We start from the raw sequence: 18,230 nt of genomic DNA on the forward strand, positions 1-18,230 counted from the left end.
GGTTTCGGTCACCTAGGCTGGCGTCTCTTCGCGCATATCTGGCGGCAAGAGGTTCGGAATCCCATCTTCGATCGGATAGCGTTGTCCACATTCTGAACAGACGAGTTCACCGGACACGATTTCGTCTCCGTCGTATTCGGCGTCCTCGAGTTCCAGGTCGTGTTTATCGAGCGGACAGCAGAGGATCTCAAGCAGCGACTCCTTCATAGTTGAAGGCTATCGGCCGAGAGCAAAAGGTTTCGGGAAATCGATCGGTACACCTTCGAAACGGCACCCATCACCGTTAGTTCCGCGTACTGTCGGCTGTACGTCGTTCACGATTCTCGTCGCCTTGGGGGCGAGAATCGGCGCTTGATCCGCGGAATATCGTCGCCGGGTACGACGAACCTTCTTGTGGGGTGAGTTACTGACCCTATCTATGACAGTCAACACGACACATCACGTCGGAATCACCGTTCGCGATCTCGAGACGGTTCGTTCGTTCTACAGCGACGTACTCGGGCTATCGGTCGTCGACACGTTCGACGTTTCTGGGAAGGCTTTCGAAGACGCTGTCGACGTGTCGGACGCAGCCGGTTCGTTCGCACACCTCGAGTCCGACGACGGCGACGTTCGCATCGAACTCATCGAGTACGAGCCAGAAGCGCGGGCGAGCCGAGCGGAGTCGATCAACCAGCCGGGGGCGACTCACGTCGGATTCGCGGTGGACGATCTCGAGGCGTTCGGGGAGACGATTCCCGCGGATGTAGAGGCCTTGAGCGAACCGAAAACCACCGCCAGCGGAACGACGATCATGTTCCTTCGCGATCCGGAGGGGAACCTGGTCGAGATTCTCGAGACGTAAGTCCGAAAAAGCTCCGCCGAAGTCATTCCTACTCGTACGGAGGCGTTACTCGTACGGGTCTTCGACGATGACGGTCTCTTCTCGCCCCGGGCCGACGCCGACGGCGTAAATCGGCGTCTCGAGTTCGTCAGCAATATACTCCAGATAGGCCCGGGCGTTTTCCGGAATCGCGTCGTAGCCCTCGGCCGCGACGGCCTCCCAGTCGACGTTCGACCAGCCGTCGAACGTCTCGAGCGTCGCCTCACAGCGACCCCACGCTTCCGTCGTGGGAGGCATTGTCAGCGTTTCCTCGCCGTCGAGAACGTAACTGTGGCCCACCTTGACTTCCTCGAGGCCGGCGAGTACGTCGATGTGGTTTATCGCGAGCCCAGTGAAGCCGTTCGCGCGCGCCGCGTGGCGCAACATCGGCATGTCGAGCCAGCCGACGCGGCGCGGGCGACCGGTGACGGTTCCGTACTCCCCACCTTCGTCGCGGATGTATGTCGCCAGTTCTTCGGCGTCTCTGTCCGCTCCGGTGGCCCCGTCGTAGTTTGGCGTCTGTCCCTCGACACCGCCCAGCTCCGTCGGGAGCGGGCCGGTGCCGACGCGGGAGAGATACGCTTTGACGATCCCGATCACTTCACCCTGCCCGACGACCGTCGGGCCGAGACCGCTGCCGACCGTCGCGCCGCCCGCGGTCGGGTTCGAGGAGGTGACGTATGGATAGATCCCGTGGTCGATGTCGATCGAGGTTCCCTGTGCTCCCTCGAGCATGACGTTGTCTCCGCCGTCGATGCGACTCTGGAGGTAGGTTCCGCAGTCGACGGTCATCCCCTCGTTGGCGAGTCGCTCGCCGTATTCTCGGTAGGTTTCGAAGAGCTGATCGATGTCGAACGCCTCGCCGGTCTCTTTCCCGAAGACCTCCTCGGCGAGCGCTTTCTTTTGAGGAACGACGTACTCGAGTCGCTCGCGGAGCACGTCTGGTTCGAGGAGGTCGCCGATACGGACGCCCCGGCGACCCGCCTTATCCTCGTAGGTCGGGCCGATTCCGCGTTTGGTGGTCCCGGCCGCGAGGTCGTCTTTTTCGTCCTCCTCGATTCCGTCGAGTGCGCGGTGGTAAGGCAGAATCACGTGTGCCCGCTCGGCCACCCGAACGTCCGGGTCGAGACCGCGCTCGCGGAGCGTATCGATTTCGTCGAATAGCGTTTCGGGGTTGACGACGCAGCCGTTCCCGAGAACGCCGATTTTCCCTCGGACCGCACCGGAGGGAACGAGTGAGAGTTTGTACTTCGTGCCGTCGTGAACGACGGTGTGTCCGGCATTGTCGCCACCCTGATACCGGGCGACGACGTCGACGGCGTCGCCGTAGATATCGACGACTCCGCCCTTGCCTTCGTCGCCGAGTTGGGACCCGACGATTGTGACGGTCATAACAGCGGCGGATTCTTGCCGGGCCGATAAACAGATTACGGTATTGCCGGGGGATCTCGGAAAAGCTGTGCACGAACGTGGATATACGCTCCTCGCTTCAACGGTGAGTTCAGCAGCTCAAGGCATTCAGCGACGAGAAGACGAACGCGAACACGGTTCCCGCGCCCTCGGGTAGCCACGCGCTTTCAGTACCCAAATTGATACGCTTGCGCCCCGGTGAATGTATCAGAGACAGGTTCCGAAATACGAACCGTTAACTACTCGCAAGAACCATCATCGAATTGAAAGTGTTCCGTCCGGTTTCAGAGAGTAACTTTTAAAAGGCGGAAAGACAAGTTAACAAATGCCATGATAGACCGACTTGAGAAGGAAGTCGATATGCTGGAACGACATCTACAGGTCCTGAAGATGGTTATCGAAAACGAACCGATCGGGATCGTCAAGATGTCGAACGAAACGGGCTACCCACACCACAAAGTGCGCTACTCGCTACGCGTGCTTGAAGAAGAAAACCTCATCGAACCCTCGAGCCAGGGTGCGATCAAGACCGAGCGCACGGTCGAGTTCGTCGACGAACTCGACGGCAAAATGGACGAAATCGTCGAAAAGCTCGACGGAATGAAGATCGAAGACGCGACCGAAATCGAAGGATAACGTAATTCTACTCCATACTTAGAGTTCTGGAACGTTCATATGGAAGCCGCTCGATCGTGACTCGACGAGCGCGAGATGATAGCCCTGTTTTCGCGAGAGATTAACGTAGCTCAGCTTCGAGCCTCGGCTGAGAAAGCCGCTGCTCGTCGCCTGTTCGGTTACCTCGAGCGCACCGGGTTCGAAGTAACTCGAGGTGACGACCATCGCAGCGCCGAGATCTTGGTAGTTCGCGGTGACGGCGGACGCCGCCTCCTCGAGTTCCGCGAGCATCTGTTCGGTCGCCGGGTCGCGCGAGTCGTTGAGGTTCGCGACGATCAGCGGGTTCCCCATTTTGTCGAACGCGACGACATCGAACGTCACCTCGTTCGGAACGTCGTCGGTCTCGTCGTCTTCGAGTGAAATCGTCGCGTGGAGTTCGGCTCGGTCGACGTACGGGATAGCATCGTAGAGATCGGCGAGTCCGTTGGCGTGGCCCGTCTCCCGGATTTCAAACAGCAACGTCTCGACGAGCCAGTCGACGAACTTGTACTCGATCGTGTCGGTGAGAAACTCCTCGTAGGGCTGGCCCGCGACGGTCACGTCGGACGCGTCGAAGGACGTGTGTTGTTCGAGTTGGAGGTTCGAAGCCACCGACTCCTGATCACCGTCGCCGTCGTGAGCCGATTGGAGCGTCGAGTCGCTTTTCGACGCGTACCGGACGAACAGGTTCGTCCCCGCAAGCGCCTCGTGTGCTGAAAGCTGGCGTCCCGAATTCGACCCGCCGAACCCAGTCGTCTCGCCAGCACCCGGTTCCGCGTTACGCAACTGTTCGCATTCGGCTTCGAGGTCGTCGATTTTCGATCGAAGACGCTGGACCGTCGCAGTAAGCTCCTGATTTTCCGCCTGCAGCCGTTCGCGTTCGGCTTCGAGATTCGCGTTCTCCGTCTCGAGTGTCTCCTGCCGAGATTCGAGTTTTCGAGCGTGCTGGGTGAGCGCCTCGATTCGCTGTTCGTACTCGTCGATGGCCGCCTCGAGCGAGTCAGATTCCGAGTCGAAGGCCTCTTGTTCGCTAACAGGCGAGCGCGTGCTGGACCGACTCGGTGCTTCCTGTTCGACCGCCGTGGTCGAGTCTTGGGCCGCTTCCGATGTCGTCGAGGGCTCTGTCGCCGATTGGTCGCGCGGTTCCGACGCGTTCGATTCACTACGCGCGGGACCGTCCGCCTGTGGGCGCTCGGGCGGTCGCTGTCCGGATTGTCGGCGAATCGCTTCGACGTGCTCGGACTTCTCGGGGTCGATCGATGGAATGCTTCGCGTCTCGCGCCACTTTTCTTCTTGCTTGAGACGCGCATCGAGTTTGCCGTCCTCTTCGGACTCGGATACCGTTTCGTCGTGTTCTTCGTCCTCGTCGTACGTTACAGATTCTGATTGGGTCTGTTGTGTTCCCGGGGCGGACTGCTCCGGTTCGCTTTCAGCTTGCACATCAGCTTCGCTCTCGGGCGAGGAGTCGCCCGGCGTCGCGCTGGGATCGGACGAACGTCTCGCTTCGCCCGGAACAGAATCGGACTCGGGCGATTGATCGGCGGACGAGGAACTCCGCGACGACTGCTGGTCCGGTGGTTCGTTGGTGCCGTCCGATTCGTCGGTTCGTCCGGCGTCAGTTTCGGTTGGCTCGGGATCGACCTGCGGCCGATCAGTCGGTGGTTGATCGGTCGCGTCTGTGGCAGGTTCCTGATCGGGCTGGGAATCGGTGCCTTCTGTCCCGGATGGATCCGTCAGATCGGACGTCTCGCGAAGGTCTGATGCGGACGCCGGCCGAGTGGCGTCGTCCGAAACGACTGCTTCGCTCGAGTCGGCCCACTCATCCGGATCCGAGCCGGCAGTCGCTTCCGTGCTCGCAGAACTCGAAGCGTCCGCCGTCGCGCCCGTCTCCGCCGCATCGGTGGTTGTCGCTGAACCGTCAGTTGTAGACGGCGCCGGTTCCGCTACCGGCGCGCTGTCGGAATCGGCCGGTGGTTGCGGAGCCGAACTCCCCTGAGGATCGTCAGTCGTCGATGCGGGTCGAGTACTACCGCCCTCCGGGACATCTGTGACGTTGATTTCGGCGTCGACCACTTCGTATATGCCGACCTCGTCGGCGGCGCGCTCGAACGCCTCGTCTCCCGTAAGCAGACGCTCTGCGTTTCCGATGTACGCGGCGGCCATCCGTCGACCGCCGTAGTAGACGGCGTAGTAGTCGCCGCTCAGCACTTGTTCGCTCAATTCGATATAGCCGGTGAACGAACCGTCCTGTAACGTCTGATCGACTTCGGAGAGCGGCGTCTCGTTCGTGTAGTAGTTCGCCCGTGTTTCTCCGCCCTGTGCGTGCATCGAACAAAGAAGTGGAAGCGAAGCGTGTGGAGCGGCGTAAATCGTGCCGGACGCCTGCTCGAACGCTTCAATCTCGCCATCGACGACGCCAACGACTCGGCCGTTGAGCATAAACAGCCACGTCTCGCTCGCGGTAACGACGCCAGAAAAGCCGTTATCAGCGAGTGTTGAAAGTTCGTTGTAACCGCCAGTGAAGGGACGAGAATCCCACCGTTCAACGCGCTCTTGCGTGCGCGAGTCCATAGTCCAACATGCCGTAACCGGAACAAATACGTTTCGCCTATATTTTCGATTCCGCGTCGTCGGCGAGCTCCGCCATTCGCTTTCCGATTCGACCGGCGCTCGAGAACTCGTCTTCGCTCATCGCACTCGCCAGGGCGTTACCGAGGACGAAGACCGCGTGTTTGTGTTCGCTTTTCGATTTGTGGACGTGGGACGGATCGACATCCAGTTGTCGGTACGGGTCGAAAAGCTCCTCGTCGACGTTCTCACGCTGGGAAAAATACTCCATGATGACGACAAGTTCTTCGTGGAGGTCGAGGAGTTCGTCTTTGTGCATGGGCCACTGTACGAACGGTTTCGATTTAAGAGTTTTGTGCAATTCGCTCCCAAAACCGTCACGAAAGGAGTATCGGGGTGGATACATCAGAAAATCACCCACGCTAAAATGAACTGTTGGGGCGCTCTCTACGGAAAAGCGGGTTACGGCAGTTCAGCGAACGCGACCGGCTGTGATTGGGGGAATACGCGATAACGATACAAATATGCCAGTCTGGGTCCTTCGACGCGTTCGATCAGGTGTCGCGGAGAGGTTCGCCGGTCTGTTCTTCGGTTGACGTTCGCTGACCCGCCGGGAACCAGGCGAGTTCGTGTTCCGCCGTGACGCGGACGGCGACGCGCTCGTCGAGGTCGATGTGATCGGAGTGGTTGTGCATGCACTCGATGGTCTCGCCCGAATCGAGTTCGATCCGGTAGAGGACCGTCGGACCGAGATAGCGGCGGTAAACGACGGTTCCATTTGCCTCCGGCTCGGCCGCAGGGTAAGCGGTTACGTCGTCGGGTCGGACGAGCAAATCGATCCCCGTTCCGTCGTACTGGGTGGCGAGGCCGTGAACGTTGTCCCGAAGCACTCGTCCGACGGCCGTATCGACGTGGTCGCCGTGGACTTCTCCGGAGAGAAAGCTCGCGTGGCCCAGAAAGCCGGCAACGAAACGCGACTCAGGTTGCTGGAAGATCTGTTCCGGCGTGTCGACCTGTTCGATGTCGCCGTCGTTCATCACCGCCACCCGATCGGAAATCGAGAGCGCCTCCTCCTGATCGTGGGTGACCGAAACAGCCGTGACGCCGGCTTCCTTGATGATCTGGCGTACCTCCTCACGCATCTCCACGCGCAGGTCGACATCGAGGTTAGAGAACGGCTCGTCCAGTAACAGCATTTCGGGTTCGGGTGCGAGCGAGCGTGCGAGCGCGATCCGCTGTTGTTGACCGCCCGAAAGTTCCTCGGGCTGGTGGTCGCCGTGAGACTCGAGTCCGACGAGTTCGAGCAACGAAGCCACTCGAGCGTCGCGTTCTTCCTCGGCCCACTCTTGTAGTCCGAACGCGATGTTTTCGCGGGCCGTCATATGCGGAAAGAGTGCGAACTCCTGAAAAACGACACCGACACCGCGGTGCTCCGGCGGAACGAACTGCCCGTTCCCAGCGACCGGCTCGCCGTTCAATCGAACCGCTCCGTCGTTTGGCTTCTCGAGCCCTGCGATAAGCCTGAGCGTCGTCGTTTTTCCGCAGCCAGAGGGGCCGAGTAACGTCAAAATTTCCCCGTCTCGAACGGACAAGGAGAGATCGGTTATCACCTCTTCGCTCGCGTATTGCTTTGCGATCCCGTCCAGTTCGAGGACCGTCTCGGTCGTCGTGGGTTCTCGAGTACGTTCCTCACCCGTCGTTGTGACCAGTTGTCCGTTCGACATTATCTCCCCCGGAAATACCGGAATCTACCTAGTTTAGGGGTGCCTAAAACACTTATAATTACCGATCCATCCGCTTTACCGGAGTGATCGAAGGAACCGTCGGCCAGAATCGTCGAACGTGCGAAAACCGAGTTACAACTCGACGCCGCTCGGGATCAGACTATGCTGGCGTAGGAGACTCCCCTCGTCGTCGTAGACGAGGAACGTTCGTTTGTCGTAGCTGACGAACGGATCGCCGTCGATGCTGATCGCTACTTCGTAGCGACCCTCCTCGTCGGCCGTCCGTTCACCGTACCCTCGCGCGGCCTGAATGAACTTCAGGACGTCGGACGCATCCTCGTTGAGTTCGAGGATGAACTCGCCGGTCACCCTGTTCGTGACGCTGACGACCGCCGCCGCTTCGTCGTTCCCCCCGAGCGGCGACTGGAGCCGAAGCGACGCATCCGTTTCGTTCGCCTCGAGAAGATCGCCGGTCGGCCCTGTCAGGCGCTCGCGAAGATCCGTCGTCGGGCCGGTAAACTCGATCGATACCTGCGGCTTCAGCGGCTCGCTATCGGTCTCGATCCAGTCGACATTGCTGACATCTAATGTGAAGTGCTCGCGCCTCATTCCGTGTCTATCGCTTGGACCTCACACGGTATGAACGTAACGCACGCAGTGTCTAACGGACTGGAACGATAACCGGCAGACGTGAGCGCGGTAATTCACGTTTTCGTGAGTGATTCGCCCGTCGTGATACCCTCTCGAGATCGACGTTCCGCGACGGTTCGAACGTCTTTTGCCCATGCTGGTTAGAGTGATAGATATCGAATGAGCGATCGCGCCGAGGTTCGTGCCACGTACGATCGAATTGCCGATCACTTCGCTTCGACGCGCGAGTACGCCTGGCCCGAGGTCGAAGCCTTCGTCGAAGATGTACCGTCCTCGAGCGTCGGCCTCGACCTCGGCTGTGGAAACTGCCGGCACGCGGAACTGCTCGCCGATCGAACTGATCGCGTGATCGGCCTCGACGCAAGTGGCGGGTTACTCGAGACGGCGCGCACGAGGGCGGACGAACGGGAGTTCGACGTGGAGTTACTGCAGGGAGATGCCGCCCGACTCCCCGTCCGAAACGGAACGATCGATCTCGCGGTCTACGTGGCCACGATCCAGCATCTGCCGACCGAAACGAGCCGACACAACAGTCTGGACGAACTCGCTCGAGTGCTCGCACCCGGCGCTCGAGCGCTGGTGAGCACGTGGTCGACCGCCCACGACAAGTTCGACGAAACCGAGTCCTTCGACACGACCGTCGAATGGACCCTCCCGGGCGGGGAGACGGTCGACCGATTCTATCACATTTACTCGCCGGCTGGGTTCGAAGCTGCGCTCGAGGCCAGCGATCTCGAAATACTCGAGTTCGAACTCTCGAGTGGCAACTGCTATGCGACCGTCGGGCCGTCGTAGCCCCCACTCGAGCGAACAATCGAAAAAGGAAGGCACTTAAGGAAGTATCTCCAATCGCCTGATAGAGCGCGGATGGTCTAGTGGTAGGACCTGAGCCTTCCAAGCTCATGGCCCGGGTTCAAATCCCGGTCCGCGCATTCCTTCGGCGAACAAATCCGTGAGCCGAAGGAATCGTCCGAGGGATTTGAATCACGCGAGTCGCAGCGTCCGAACGTAGTGAGGACGACTGTCTCGCAGTCGGGTTCAAATCCCGGTCCACAAATTCTAGTAGCGAACGACAGTAGTCATTCGAGGGAATAGACTACTCGTTGCCATGTAGCGGCGAAGTTTTCACACTTCGATTGCATGTATAGCTATGACTCCGGCTGGCGAAACGAGTGATGATTGCGGTGAAATAATAGACCTCTTACTTATCGAACCAAATCACGGCGATGTTCGTCTCTTTGAGGAGAACTTCAAGGAGGGGAAAATATTCAACTCCATTCACGCTGTCTCCGATGGTGAGGAAGCGCTTGCGTTCATCAATCAACGCGGCGAATACGAAGAGGCGCCACAGCCGGATATAATCTTACTCGAGCCACAGTTACCCGGAAAGAGCGGCATGGAAGTTCTCTCGGAACTAAAGAACACACCAAAAGTAACGGACATCCCCATCGTCGTCCTCACGAGTTCAGAACTCGGGAAGGATATCGTGAAGTCGCACGATCTCGAGGCGGACGAGTATATCCGAAAACCGGTCGGAGCCGAAGATTTTATCGAGTTCGTTCAAGAAGTCGAGAACTTTTGGCTCGCCGTTGTTCGAAACAACGGTAACTCGGGTGGCTGATGGCCAGAGTAGTTCTGTTTCTCACTACGTAGTGTAGAGGGCGAGGCGGGGAGGACTCACCCGTAGGTCTCGAGAAGGTACGCATCGAGATCCGCGACCAGTATTGCGTCCGAACTCCAAAAGCCGGTAAACTCGCCGTATGAGCCCTCTTCGGCGAGCAACGCGTACGAGCCGCGGGGGTCGTCGCCACCGTCGTAAACGAGAAACCAGAACTCGCCGATTTCCTCGGCAGTCTCGATGTGGACCGTCGGTGCCAGCGCGATCGGAGCGGTCCAGTCGGACTGTCCGTACACGTGAATCTCGAGGTCCGTTTCACGTCCGAGTCGATCGTAGACTGAGAGTTGGTGGTCGAACGCGGAGAACTGCTGGAAGCCAGCCCGAAGGGTGCCGGTCCCGATGTGCCAGGCGCGGTGTTCGATATCTCGCGCGGTCGCGAGCAATTGCCGCCTGCTGAGCGGGTGCGTGAGCGTGTTCTCGAGAATCTCGAGCAAGCGACTGTACTCGGCTCCGACGAAGTGATCGTTCCACGGTTCGGGGATCGGTGGATCAAGGAACTCGCGAACGGCGGACAGCCCGATCGATGCGCGGAACGTTCCGTTTTCGTGAACGATGAGGAACCCGTCGTCGCTGGCGTCCGGAAGCGACCGATACTCGGTGGTGATGTTTCGGTGTTCGAACTGGTCGACGAGTTCCATTTGTGGCTGCGGCGCGTAGATTTCGATCGATCGGTTGGTCTCTTCGACGCGCTCGAGAAAGTCTGCAAGTTTCATCGATCTCGAGTGGTTCGGTCTGGGGTTTTCGGAACGTGTGCTGGTTCGGGCTGTGCCATGCTCAGGACCCGGTTTCTTCGCTACAGGCGCGTTCGATAATCGCTCGAATCGGCTCCGGACACGGCGCGAGCGAGACCGATTCCGTCGACCGATCGTAGTCGACGAGACTCGATTCGATCAGCACCGGAAGGTGACGGTGTCGAAGGTCGGTGGCAACGGCATCCCGATCGTCTTTGTCCGCCATCTCGGACGAATTCGCGTTCACCCACCCGGTAACGACGTTTGCAATATCTTGGACCGTGACACGGTCGTGCTCGAGGAGAAAGTAAAGTGCGTACCGACGATCACGTTCCTGAAGGATATCGAAAACGCTATCGATCGCGCCGGGATCAACAGCTTCTCGGTCGGAGTGCTGTGAGTTGTTGATCATCGGTCGCCACTATCTAATGTAGAATATCCGATCAAGTCACTCTTTGGCTTGCAGAAGGGACGTCTTTTCGAGCAATTGGAACAACGATCCATTCGCGATTTGACAAACACTCAAACAGCTTCGTTATTCCTCGAGGGGCGAATCCGAGGGTTGTTGATACACGTCGATCATGATGGCGAAGACGGCACCGAGGACGAGTCCGAACAGCGCGTGACCGGCGAGGCTTTCGACGGCAGTTCCCGGGAACTCGGCAGCGGCCTCACCACCGACTTGACCGGCCAGGGTTGGCAACACGATCAACGGAAGGATCGCCCAGACCGCCAACCCGAACGCGAATCCAGCACCGACAACTCGAAGCATGATGCCAATTTCCGAGAGGGCTTCCGTTTCGGGGTTCGTCCGAATAATTCCGAGGACCATCTCCCTGGTGACGATAAATCCGAACAGCAGTCCCAGGACGGCACCGTGAGCGATGTGAATCGCCCAGCCGACGACGCCGCCCGCCTCGAGACCGTAAAAGGCGGGGATCGCGACCTGCAGAATACCCGGGTCGAACAACCACATAACGAGGCCGAGGGTGGCCGCGCCGATCGCGCCGGCGATCGCACCGCCGATTGGCCAGCCGAGGCGACTCTCGATTCCGTACGTGGACGTCTCTTCAGACTCAGCGCTCATACTGTCGGACCCTACCACGAACTGCCCCAAAAGCGTTCGTCCGGCATCAGTTCCTCGAGAACGGTCCAGGTGCCGATCCATCGGACGAAACGAGGACCTTTGTGGCTCCACAAACGAGTCGGGGCTACCGTGGAACTCGAGCTACTGGGCTGGCCGCCGGACGGGCCGAAGATCCGGTTGGATTATAGGCGGTTTAGCTACGCCGGGAAGTTCGTCATGACGAATACGGGCAAGGCAGTTGCCAGAGCGAGCAACGACGAGGGAGACGATGTGCTCGCAGCAGCATCGTTCAACGAGGACAGGACCGACGCAGACACGCTCTGGATTCGTTACGTTACTGTCGCGAAGTCGCGACGGGGAGGAGGGATCGGCCCGAGGTTGCTCGGATTCGTTCGCGATAGGGCGATCGAACGCGGATACGATCGAGTGCGTATCGCGGTCAACAATCCCTTCGCGTATGAAGCGCTCTATCGCACCGGGTTTCGGTTTACCGGCGAGACAACGGGGTTGGCAGAACTCGTCCTCGAGTACAGCGCTGAAGGGGGGACTGGCGGGGGCAAAGTGGACGACAGTTCAGAAACAATCGCTTATCCCTATCAAGAAACGGCGGACTATCATGACGGACTCGATCTGTTTCGAGAGCGCGAGCTGTCCTCAAAGGAGGAGTCGTTTCTGGACGACCGACTCGAGTGAGAGCTTCCGTCCAGTGAACGCCAACGCAGAGGGTGCTCCGCTATGGGGAAACACAACGATTCAAACCCCGGGACCCCAATACAAGAGTAATGGGAAACGCAGCATTACGGGATATCGCTGTCATCGACGACGTTCCCTTCGAGGATATCGAAGGAGTCGTCGCGGTCGACGCGCACAACTGGTTGTACCGGTACCTGACGACGACGGTTAAGTGGACCTCGAGCGGGAAGTACACGACGGCAGACGGGACGGAGGTCGCGAACTTGCTCGGCATCGTTCAGGGCGTTCCGAAGTTTTTCGAGAACGATATCGTCCCCGTGATGGTCTTCGACGGCGGACCCTCGGAACTCAAATCGGACGAGATCGAATCCCGACGGGAGCAGCGCCAGACCTACGAGGAACAACTGGAAGTCGCGCGCGAAGAAGGCGATCAGGTTGCTATCGCACAACTCGAGTCGCGCACCCAGCGGCTCACGGAGACGATACAGGAGACGAGCCGCGAACTCTTCGAGCGTCTGGACGTTCCCGTGGTCGAAGCGCCTGCAGAAGGGGAAGCACAGGCGGCACACATGGTTCGTCGCGGCGACGCCGACTACGTCGGCTCAGAGGATTACGACGCGTTGCTGTTCGGGTCGCCCCTGACGCTCCGTCAACTGACAAGCAAGGGCGACCCCGAACTGATGGACCTCGATGCGACGCTCGCACATCACGACCTGACCCTCGAGCAACTCATCGACGCCGCGATTCTCATCGGGACGGACTTCAACGAAGGGGTTCGCGGGATCGGCCCGAAGACGGCGCTCAAAGCGATCACCGAGCACGGCGACATGTGGAGCGTCCTCGAAGCGCGCGGCGAGAGCGTCGAGTACGGCGACCGGGTCCGCCAGCTGTTCCGAGAACCGAACGTCACCGACGACTACGAGTTCGAGACGAGTCTCGAGCCAGACATCGAGGCCGCTCGAGCGTACGTCGTCGATGAATGGGGGGTGGATGCGGACGAAGTCGAGCGCGGTTTCGAACGAATCGAAGAAAGCGCCGTGCAGTCGGGGCTCGACCGCTGGACATAAGAGTGCTTGCGGAACGTGAGGGTACTTGCAGAACGTGATAGCGGCCGCTGGACGTAATAGCAGCCGTTGGCCGAATTGGTGGGTCGATAATCGGGGAGCTGCGACGACGGTTTGTTGTGCGTGAACTACTTTTTGATCGGTGTCCCTGAGAGACAGTTCCTTCGACTACCGACTGTTCAAATGTATGAAAAAAATGCGTTTTACCAATATGCCAGGATACATATGATATGGGAATTGCTGTAGCCGATATGATTAATTAACTACAGTTGAACTGAACGGGGGTCGAATTATCTCAAACGAACCACCGGTTCCGTGTCAAACATCAATTTCACGTGGAAGTGATGCGGAAAACCGCATGAGTGAAGCAGGTTAATACGGACTTGGTGCTGAATAGTCTGCGACAGTGATAAAGCGAACGTCTCGGATAGCGGACTTGATCCATCTGAAACGACGGATGGTACTGGATGACGTGAATAAATTCGACCCGAATTCCTCCATAGTCAAAAATCAATCACTAACGTCCAGTTTCATTATGGTGAAGACATTTATACGAAATCCGTTCTTACTCGTCCATCTCTACCACGTTTCAATGGATCAAATCATGAACTGTGTACGCTGCGGAAACGATGCTGGATACAATCGACTGGTCGCCGAACTGTACAGTGGGGCCGAGATCGGGGGGTTGTGTATGAACTGCGAGAAAGAACACTACGGGGAGTGTCTCTCCTACGTGTCTCAAAACGAGCCACGTCAATGTGCCTTTTGCGAACGTGACGGACATTTTTCCCTCCCGCGATGGATGCCGTCGCTCGAAAAAAGGGGTAACAAAGCCGTCTCGTCCGTCTCACTCGAAAAGACGGACACTGCAGTGAAACTATGCGACGAACACGCCCAACCAGTTGTGAACGAACCGATGACCGACAAACGACTCGTCACACGATGACGGGACCGTTGCGAACGCATGCGTCTTGGATGTCGAAAAACGACGACCGGATACTTGAGCATCTCGCTCGACACGGCGCTCGTCGACCGCGCCAACTTCGCTCCGAATTGGCCGAACGAAGCGCGGCGCTCGACCTGCGCGCTGCGTATCTCCAGAAGCGTCTCGAGATACTCGTCGACGCGGGGTTGCTCGAAAACGACGGATTCAGATATTTGGTTTCTGCGCGGGGAGTAGCGTATCTCGAGGGCGAACTCGATGCGAGCGCATTGGACCGGAGCAACCCTCAATGAGGACGAACAGCGGCTATGGGGTCTCCTGTGATGGGCCGCCGGACCTGATCGGCTCACGTGTATCAGTTCAACCGCCGGATGATCACGAACCCGTTTCCGTAGATGGTGATCCCGAATCCCTCATAGGCGAACCAGATGTGGTTGTTATCGCGGCGGGATTGTGCCGACCGCGGTTCGAAAATCGTCTCGAGACTGTCTGAATCCACCACGTTGTGGATCGACTCGAGTGCTTCGGGTGGCTCGTCGGATATCTCGGCGACCATCGTCACGATTTCGACTGCGAGCGAATCGTGTTCATCCCAGTCGTACTGGAAGAACGTCATTCCCGCTCCCGGCGTTGATGCGTCTATCGGAGTGTGCTCTCTTGATGCAGTCATGCGTTCGTTCCCCTTCAGTTGACCGTCTTGGACACTGATAGGGATCACAGTCTATACCGGGGAATAGTATAAATCCCTGTCAGACAAATTACGGGATTTTGTACGACGAAATTAATTCGGTAGGGGGTACCGTTGGGTGAATCGCGTCTCCCGAAATTGTCTTACGCCGCTCCGTCTGCCGATTTTGCGTGTGTCCCGTCCTCGTGCGGCGGTTTTACGAAAAATCGGGGAAAAAGCCTCGCGCTTCAGCGCGGGGAGGATGTCAATCGGGGGTGCCGGTGAAGTCCGGACCCAAAGGAGGCCCGGCAGGCTCGAGGTGGTTCGTTGTGACTCCGCCCGATGAGGGAGAACGCAGTTGGCCGGATTCAAGGAAAAACAGCGCCACCGCTCGAAACTGTGAGTGTGACGAATGAAGATATGAGTGTGGACACCCGTGGTTGCCCGGCGTTCCGACCGGGGGAATCCCAGTTGCCTCCTCCACCCCGCGACCCGTCGAGCGACAGGTGTCCGGCGGTCCACTGCTCGCTTCCGCGCCTGATGGGCTGTCGCCGATTAGCCACGATGGGACGTCCCTGCGGACGGCCATCGTGGCCCGCTGTCCCCGACGGACGAGGCTTCTCTGTTGGCTCCCGGGGCCCCGGTCGGTCTGACCGGACGCCCACGGGGATCGGCCCCCGCTAAAGACCATAGTGCGGGTAACGAGCAGGGCCTAACTGCCCGACCTAGTCCACTTCTTTCTAGTTGCCATTGGCTTAAGGGCCTTTCGCTCCGTCCGTTCGAAGACGGTTTCGCTCTCGGTCACTCGAGCTCGCCGTGATCCGCTTTGCCGGACTCGCCGCGTTCTTTCGACGACAGCGGGATCGCGAACACGAGCAACGCCGCGTAGTAGAGTCCGACTGCACTGACGACGACCGTCCCCTCGATACCGGGGAGCGAGGCGCTCTCGACGAACGTATCGTCCGGATTGAACGCCCAGAGGTGAAACACCCACCCCAGCAACATTGCTGAGATCAGCGGAAGGTAGACTCGGCGCAGGCGATGGCTGAGGGCACCGCGATAACTGATCTTCGCTACCGGATCCCGATAATCTCGACTCAACTCGGCGCGCCAAGCGTCGGTTTCGACGCCCTGTGACGGGTCCAATGCGTTCGCGAAGAGATTTTCCTGGAGTGTCCGGACTCTCGAGCGCCAGATATCGTAGTCACAAAATCGTCGCGCCTCGATAAAGAGAAAAATAGTCCCCATGATGAGCCCCGCGAGAATCACCGCGTGGGATACCTCGCCGGAGAACGAGTATGCGACGATCGCGCTCATTACCGTAACCGCCCAATTAGTGGTCGTATCCAGCCGATCGCGCCATCCGACGGTTCGTTCCATCTCTCCGCGATACAGGTGCGCCGCGACGGAACCGAGACCGGTGCTCTGATCGATCATCTCGCGACCGATCTCTTTCTCCGAACGGTCCTCGGGGTCGAAGTCAGTCGTTCCGTCGCTCATGCCGACTAATAGGGGTTCTACGAACGAATTGCTTTCCATGGGTCGGAATTTCGGACTGTGAAGCGACCAGACCACAGCGGGCGAGGGCTGGCGACCCAACCAGATTGAATCCGTCTCCTCGAGTCCCACGTGAACACTATCTCGATCGGGCGGCTCCGTCGTGGTATCCTACTCGAGAAAGTCGGCGACGGCAGTTTCCGTACCGGCAATAACGAGGGCGTCGATCCGCTCGAGCGACCGGTCTTCGATGTGCGTGACGAGCTCTCCCTCGTCTTCGAGTGCGACAATCGAACAGTTGGTCCGAGCGCGGAACGCTTCGGGATCGAGTTGCTCGAGTTCGTCGGTCTCGAGCGTCGACGTCTCGATCCGCGTCAGCGTTACTCGCTCACCGAGCGTCATAATTTCCCGATCGAACACTCGAAGCGTGATCATTCGTCCGGCAACGTTCGGAAGGCTAAGGACGTCGTCGGCGCCAGCCGTTTGGAGTCGGCTCACGCTCTCTTCCCGGTCGCTCGCGACGAGGAGTTCGAGTTGGTCGGTAAGCGAGCGTGCGACGAGCGTCGTCAGTATCGCATCGTCGTCATCGTCGAGCGCGACGAGCATGGTTTTTGCATCCTTGATATTCGCCTCGGTAAGGGTCTCTACGGTCGTTGCGTCACCGACGACATCGACGAAAGGACCATCCTCTTCGTCGACGAGTCTGGTCTCGACGCCGGCACGCTCTAACGTTCCCATGGCCGTTCTGCCGACGATACCGGCACCGATGATGACGACGGGCCCGCGAACGGTGTCGTACCGATAGCTGGTTGAACCGACGATTTCTTCAGCGGTCTCGAGGTCGTCGCTGTTGCCGACGACGAGTAAAGTCGTATTCTCGTCGGCGTGTACATCCGTCGGCAGCGACGCGAGGAAATCACCGCGGACCCATGCGCCGAGCACCGTTACCCCGATCCGTTCGAGACGGCGGGAAGCGTCGAGCGTTTCTCCGTAGAGGTCACCGTCGGGGCCGACCGGAAGTTCGATTATCTCGAGTTCCTCGCCGCGCTCGAAGGTGTCCTCGGGGAGTTCTATCACGTTCCGGACTTTATCCCCGAGTGACTTTCCGAGACGATGTTTCGGCGACAACACCTCGTCTGCACCGGCGTATCGGAGGTACTGAGCGCGAGAGGGGTCGGTAACGAGCGCAAGGATGCTCGCTTCGATATCGCGCTCTTTGGCTGCGAGGACCACGCGAATGTATTCGTCCGCCGACGCATCGACGAGTACCGTCTCTGCGGCGTCGACCCGTGCATCGTCGAGCGTTTCCTCGGACGACGGGTCGCCATAGAGAACCGTGTAGCCGCGTTCGTGGAGTCGCTGGGCTCGGTCCGACGACGGGTCAACGATTACGTACGGCGTTTCGCTCGACTCGAGCGCTTCGATCACGGACTGATACAGTTCGGTGTAGCCCACGATAATGACGTGGTCTTCGACCTCGTCGATCTGTTGGGGCGGTGTGGGCTCGATGAGATCCGCGACCCACGGGACGACGAGTACGGGAAACGCGACGAAGATGTACGCGATTCCGGTTATTTGAATCAGGATCATCAGCGCCGTCATCTCGAGGGTCTGCCAGGGCGCGTCTTGCCCGTAGCCGGTGGTGGTCATCGACTGAACGACGATTTCGAACGCCTGTACCCAGTTACGGGGTTCACCCTCCAGTGAAGCCATTCCCAAGCTGTAGGCGACGGTGTAGACGACCAGAAACACGAGAAGCGATCCGACGTAGATGCCGAGTCGCCGTCTCAAGTTGAGCACGGTTGACCACCGAGCCTGGTGTTCCATCCGCCGTGAAGTTGTGTCGGATTCATCGGACTCGAGTGCTGTCTCCGACGCCGACGATAATCGTTCTTGGCCGCGCAAGCTACTTTCTCTGCACTGTTTGAGAAACCGATATCGGCAGTTCGTTTTCGGCAAGCTGATTGGGATTTTCGTCATCGGGGGATATGAGAGGAAAAG

Annotated in this window: 19 protein-coding genes, 1 tRNA gene and 1 other RNA gene; 8 read left to right on the forward strand and 13 right to left on the reverse strand. The window is 58.9% G+C overall.

The features are described from left to right. Positions 1 to 12: 12 nt before the first annotated feature. Positions 13 to 207, reverse strand: a complete 195-nt coding sequence (locus ACYQ14_RS03390) for a methytransferase partner Trm112 (protein WP_283834035.1) — start codon at positions 205 to 207, stop codon at positions 13 to 15. A 211-nt stretch (positions 208 to 418) separates the two neighbouring features. Here ACYQ14_RS03390 and ACYQ14_RS03395 point away from each other — a divergent pair, with 211 nt between their 5' ends. Then, positions 419 to 844, forward strand: a complete 426-nt coding sequence (locus ACYQ14_RS03395) for a VOC family protein (protein WP_459884827.1) — start codon at positions 419 to 421, stop codon at positions 842 to 844. Between the two features lie 45 nt (positions 845 to 889). On the opposite strand, the gene ACYQ14_RS03400 is transcribed toward ACYQ14_RS03395, so the two are convergent. After that, entirely contained in the window at positions 890 to 2,254 is a 1,365-nt protein-coding gene (locus ACYQ14_RS03400) for an adenylosuccinate synthase (RefSeq protein ID WP_459884829.1), read from the reverse strand. Positions 2,255 to 2,602: 348 nt separating this feature from the next. Here ACYQ14_RS03400 and ACYQ14_RS03405 point away from each other — a divergent pair, with 348 nt between their 5' ends. Then, entirely contained in the window at positions 2,603 to 2,908 is a 306-nt protein-coding gene (locus ACYQ14_RS03405; RefSeq protein ID WP_283834038.1) for a hypothetical protein, read from the forward strand. A gap of 18 nt (positions 2,909 to 2,926) precedes the next feature. Here ACYQ14_RS03405 and ACYQ14_RS03410 read toward each other — a convergent pair whose 3' ends face one another. The 4 genes from ACYQ14_RS03410 to ACYQ14_RS03425 all read right to left on the reverse strand — a co-directional run bounded on the left by ACYQ14_RS03410 (position 2,927) and on the right by ACYQ14_RS03425 (position 7,827). Then, on the reverse strand, positions 2,927 to 5,497 hold the full coding sequence (locus tag ACYQ14_RS03410; protein ID WP_459884831.1) for a DUF7527 domain-containing protein: 2,571 nt from the start codon (positions 5,495 to 5,497) through the stop codon (positions 2,927 to 2,929). A gap of 37 nt (positions 5,498 to 5,534) precedes the next feature. Then, complete coding sequence (locus ACYQ14_RS03415; protein WP_283834040.1) at positions 5,535 to 5,813, reverse strand: UPF0058 family protein; 279 nt, start codon at positions 5,811 to 5,813, stop codon at positions 5,535 to 5,537. Between the two features lie 235 nt (positions 5,814 to 6,048). Further along, positions 6,049 to 7,218, reverse strand: a complete 1,170-nt coding sequence (locus ACYQ14_RS03420) for an ABC transporter ATP-binding protein (RefSeq protein ID WP_459884833.1) — start codon at positions 7,216 to 7,218, stop codon at positions 6,049 to 6,051. A gap of 132 nt (positions 7,219 to 7,350) precedes the next feature. Beyond that, positions 7,351 to 7,827 carry a DUF5793 family protein gene (locus ACYQ14_RS03425; RefSeq protein ID WP_459884835.1) on the reverse strand — a complete coding sequence of 159 codons (477 nt, stop codon included), beginning with the start codon at positions 7,825 to 7,827 and terminating at the stop codon, positions 7,351 to 7,353. A gap of 201 nt (positions 7,828 to 8,028) precedes the next feature. Between ACYQ14_RS03425 and ACYQ14_RS03430 the strand changes: the two genes are divergently transcribed. The 3 genes from ACYQ14_RS03430 to ACYQ14_RS03440 all read left to right on the forward strand — a co-directional run bounded on the left by ACYQ14_RS03430 (position 8,029) and on the right by ACYQ14_RS03440 (position 9,490). Next, positions 8,029 to 8,664, forward strand: coding sequence for a class I SAM-dependent methyltransferase (locus ACYQ14_RS03430; RefSeq protein ID WP_459884837.1), 636 nt, complete (start codon positions 8,029 to 8,031; stop codon positions 8,662 to 8,664). A 66-nt stretch (positions 8,665 to 8,730) separates the two neighbouring features. Further along, positions 8,731 to 8,801, forward strand: a tRNA-Gly gene (locus ACYQ14_RS03435). A gap of 218 nt (positions 8,802 to 9,019) precedes the next feature. Further along, positions 9,020 to 9,490 carry a response regulator gene (locus ACYQ14_RS03440; RefSeq protein ID WP_459884839.1) on the forward strand — a complete coding sequence of 157 codons (471 nt, stop codon included), beginning with the start codon at positions 9,020 to 9,022 and terminating at the stop codon, positions 9,488 to 9,490. Positions 9,491 to 9,546: 56 nt separating this feature from the next. Here the strand turns inward: ACYQ14_RS03440 and ACYQ14_RS03445 are convergent, their stop codons facing one another. The 3 genes from ACYQ14_RS03445 to ACYQ14_RS03455 all read right to left on the reverse strand — a co-directional run bounded on the left by ACYQ14_RS03445 (position 9,547) and on the right by ACYQ14_RS03455 (position 11,365). Next, positions 9,547 to 10,260, reverse strand: coding sequence for a DICT sensory domain-containing protein (locus ACYQ14_RS03445; protein ID WP_459884841.1), 714 nt, complete (start codon positions 10,258 to 10,260; stop codon positions 9,547 to 9,549). Between the two features lie 61 nt (positions 10,261 to 10,321). After that, positions 10,322 to 10,690, reverse strand: coding sequence for a DUF7344 domain-containing protein (locus ACYQ14_RS03450; protein WP_459884843.1), 369 nt, complete (start codon positions 10,688 to 10,690; stop codon positions 10,322 to 10,324). Positions 10,691 to 10,813: 123 nt separating this feature from the next. Continuing rightward, on the reverse strand, positions 10,814 to 11,365 hold the full coding sequence (locus ACYQ14_RS03455; protein ID WP_459884845.1) for a hypothetical protein: 552 nt from the start codon (positions 11,363 to 11,365) through the stop codon (positions 10,814 to 10,816). Between the two features lie 129 nt (positions 11,366 to 11,494). Here ACYQ14_RS03455 and ACYQ14_RS03460 point away from each other — a divergent pair, with 129 nt between their 5' ends. The 3 genes from ACYQ14_RS03460 to ACYQ14_RS03470 all read left to right on the forward strand — a co-directional run bounded on the left by ACYQ14_RS03460 (position 11,495) and on the right by ACYQ14_RS03470 (position 14,358). Beyond that, a complete protein-coding gene (locus ACYQ14_RS03460; RefSeq protein WP_459884847.1) occupies positions 11,495 to 12,058 on the forward strand; it encodes a GNAT family N-acetyltransferase in 564 nt (187 codons plus the stop codon). Positions 12,059 to 12,147: 89 nt separating this feature from the next. After that, positions 12,148 to 13,125 carry a flap endonuclease-1 gene (gene fen, locus ACYQ14_RS03465; protein ID WP_459884849.1) on the forward strand — a complete coding sequence of 326 codons (978 nt, stop codon included), beginning with the start codon at positions 12,148 to 12,150 and terminating at the stop codon, positions 13,123 to 13,125. Between the two features lie 972 nt (positions 13,126 to 14,097). After that, on the forward strand, positions 14,098 to 14,358 hold the full coding sequence (locus ACYQ14_RS03470; protein ID WP_459884851.1) for an ArsR family transcriptional regulator: 261 nt from the start codon (positions 14,098 to 14,100) through the stop codon (positions 14,356 to 14,358). 62 nt (positions 14,359 to 14,420) lie between these two features. On the opposite strand, the gene ACYQ14_RS03475 is transcribed toward ACYQ14_RS03470, so the two are convergent. The 4 genes from ACYQ14_RS03475 to ACYQ14_RS03490 form a co-directional block, all read right to left on the reverse strand. Further along, on the reverse strand, positions 14,421 to 14,735 hold the full coding sequence (locus ACYQ14_RS03475; protein WP_459884853.1) for a HalOD1 output domain-containing protein: 315 nt from the start codon (positions 14,733 to 14,735) through the stop codon (positions 14,421 to 14,423). A 421-nt stretch (positions 14,736 to 15,156) separates the two neighbouring features. Then, positions 15,157 to 15,468: signal recognition particle sRNA (gene ffs, locus ACYQ14_RS03480), an RNA gene on the reverse strand. A 65-nt stretch (positions 15,469 to 15,533) separates the two neighbouring features. Beyond that, positions 15,534 to 16,232: a DUF2270 domain-containing protein gene (locus ACYQ14_RS03485; RefSeq protein ID WP_459884855.1), complete on the reverse strand. Its 699-nt coding sequence runs from the start codon at positions 16,230 to 16,232 to the stop codon at positions 15,534 to 15,536. Between the two features lie 168 nt (positions 16,233 to 16,400). Beyond that, the gene (locus ACYQ14_RS03490) at positions 16,401 to 18,029 is read right to left on the reverse strand and encodes an NAD-binding protein (protein WP_459884857.1); all 1,629 of its coding nucleotides are present in this window, start codon (positions 18,027 to 18,029) and stop codon (positions 16,401 to 16,403) included. Positions 18,030 to 18,230 lie beyond the last annotated feature (201 nt).

This window comes from Halostagnicola bangensis (genome assembly GCF_054653435.1).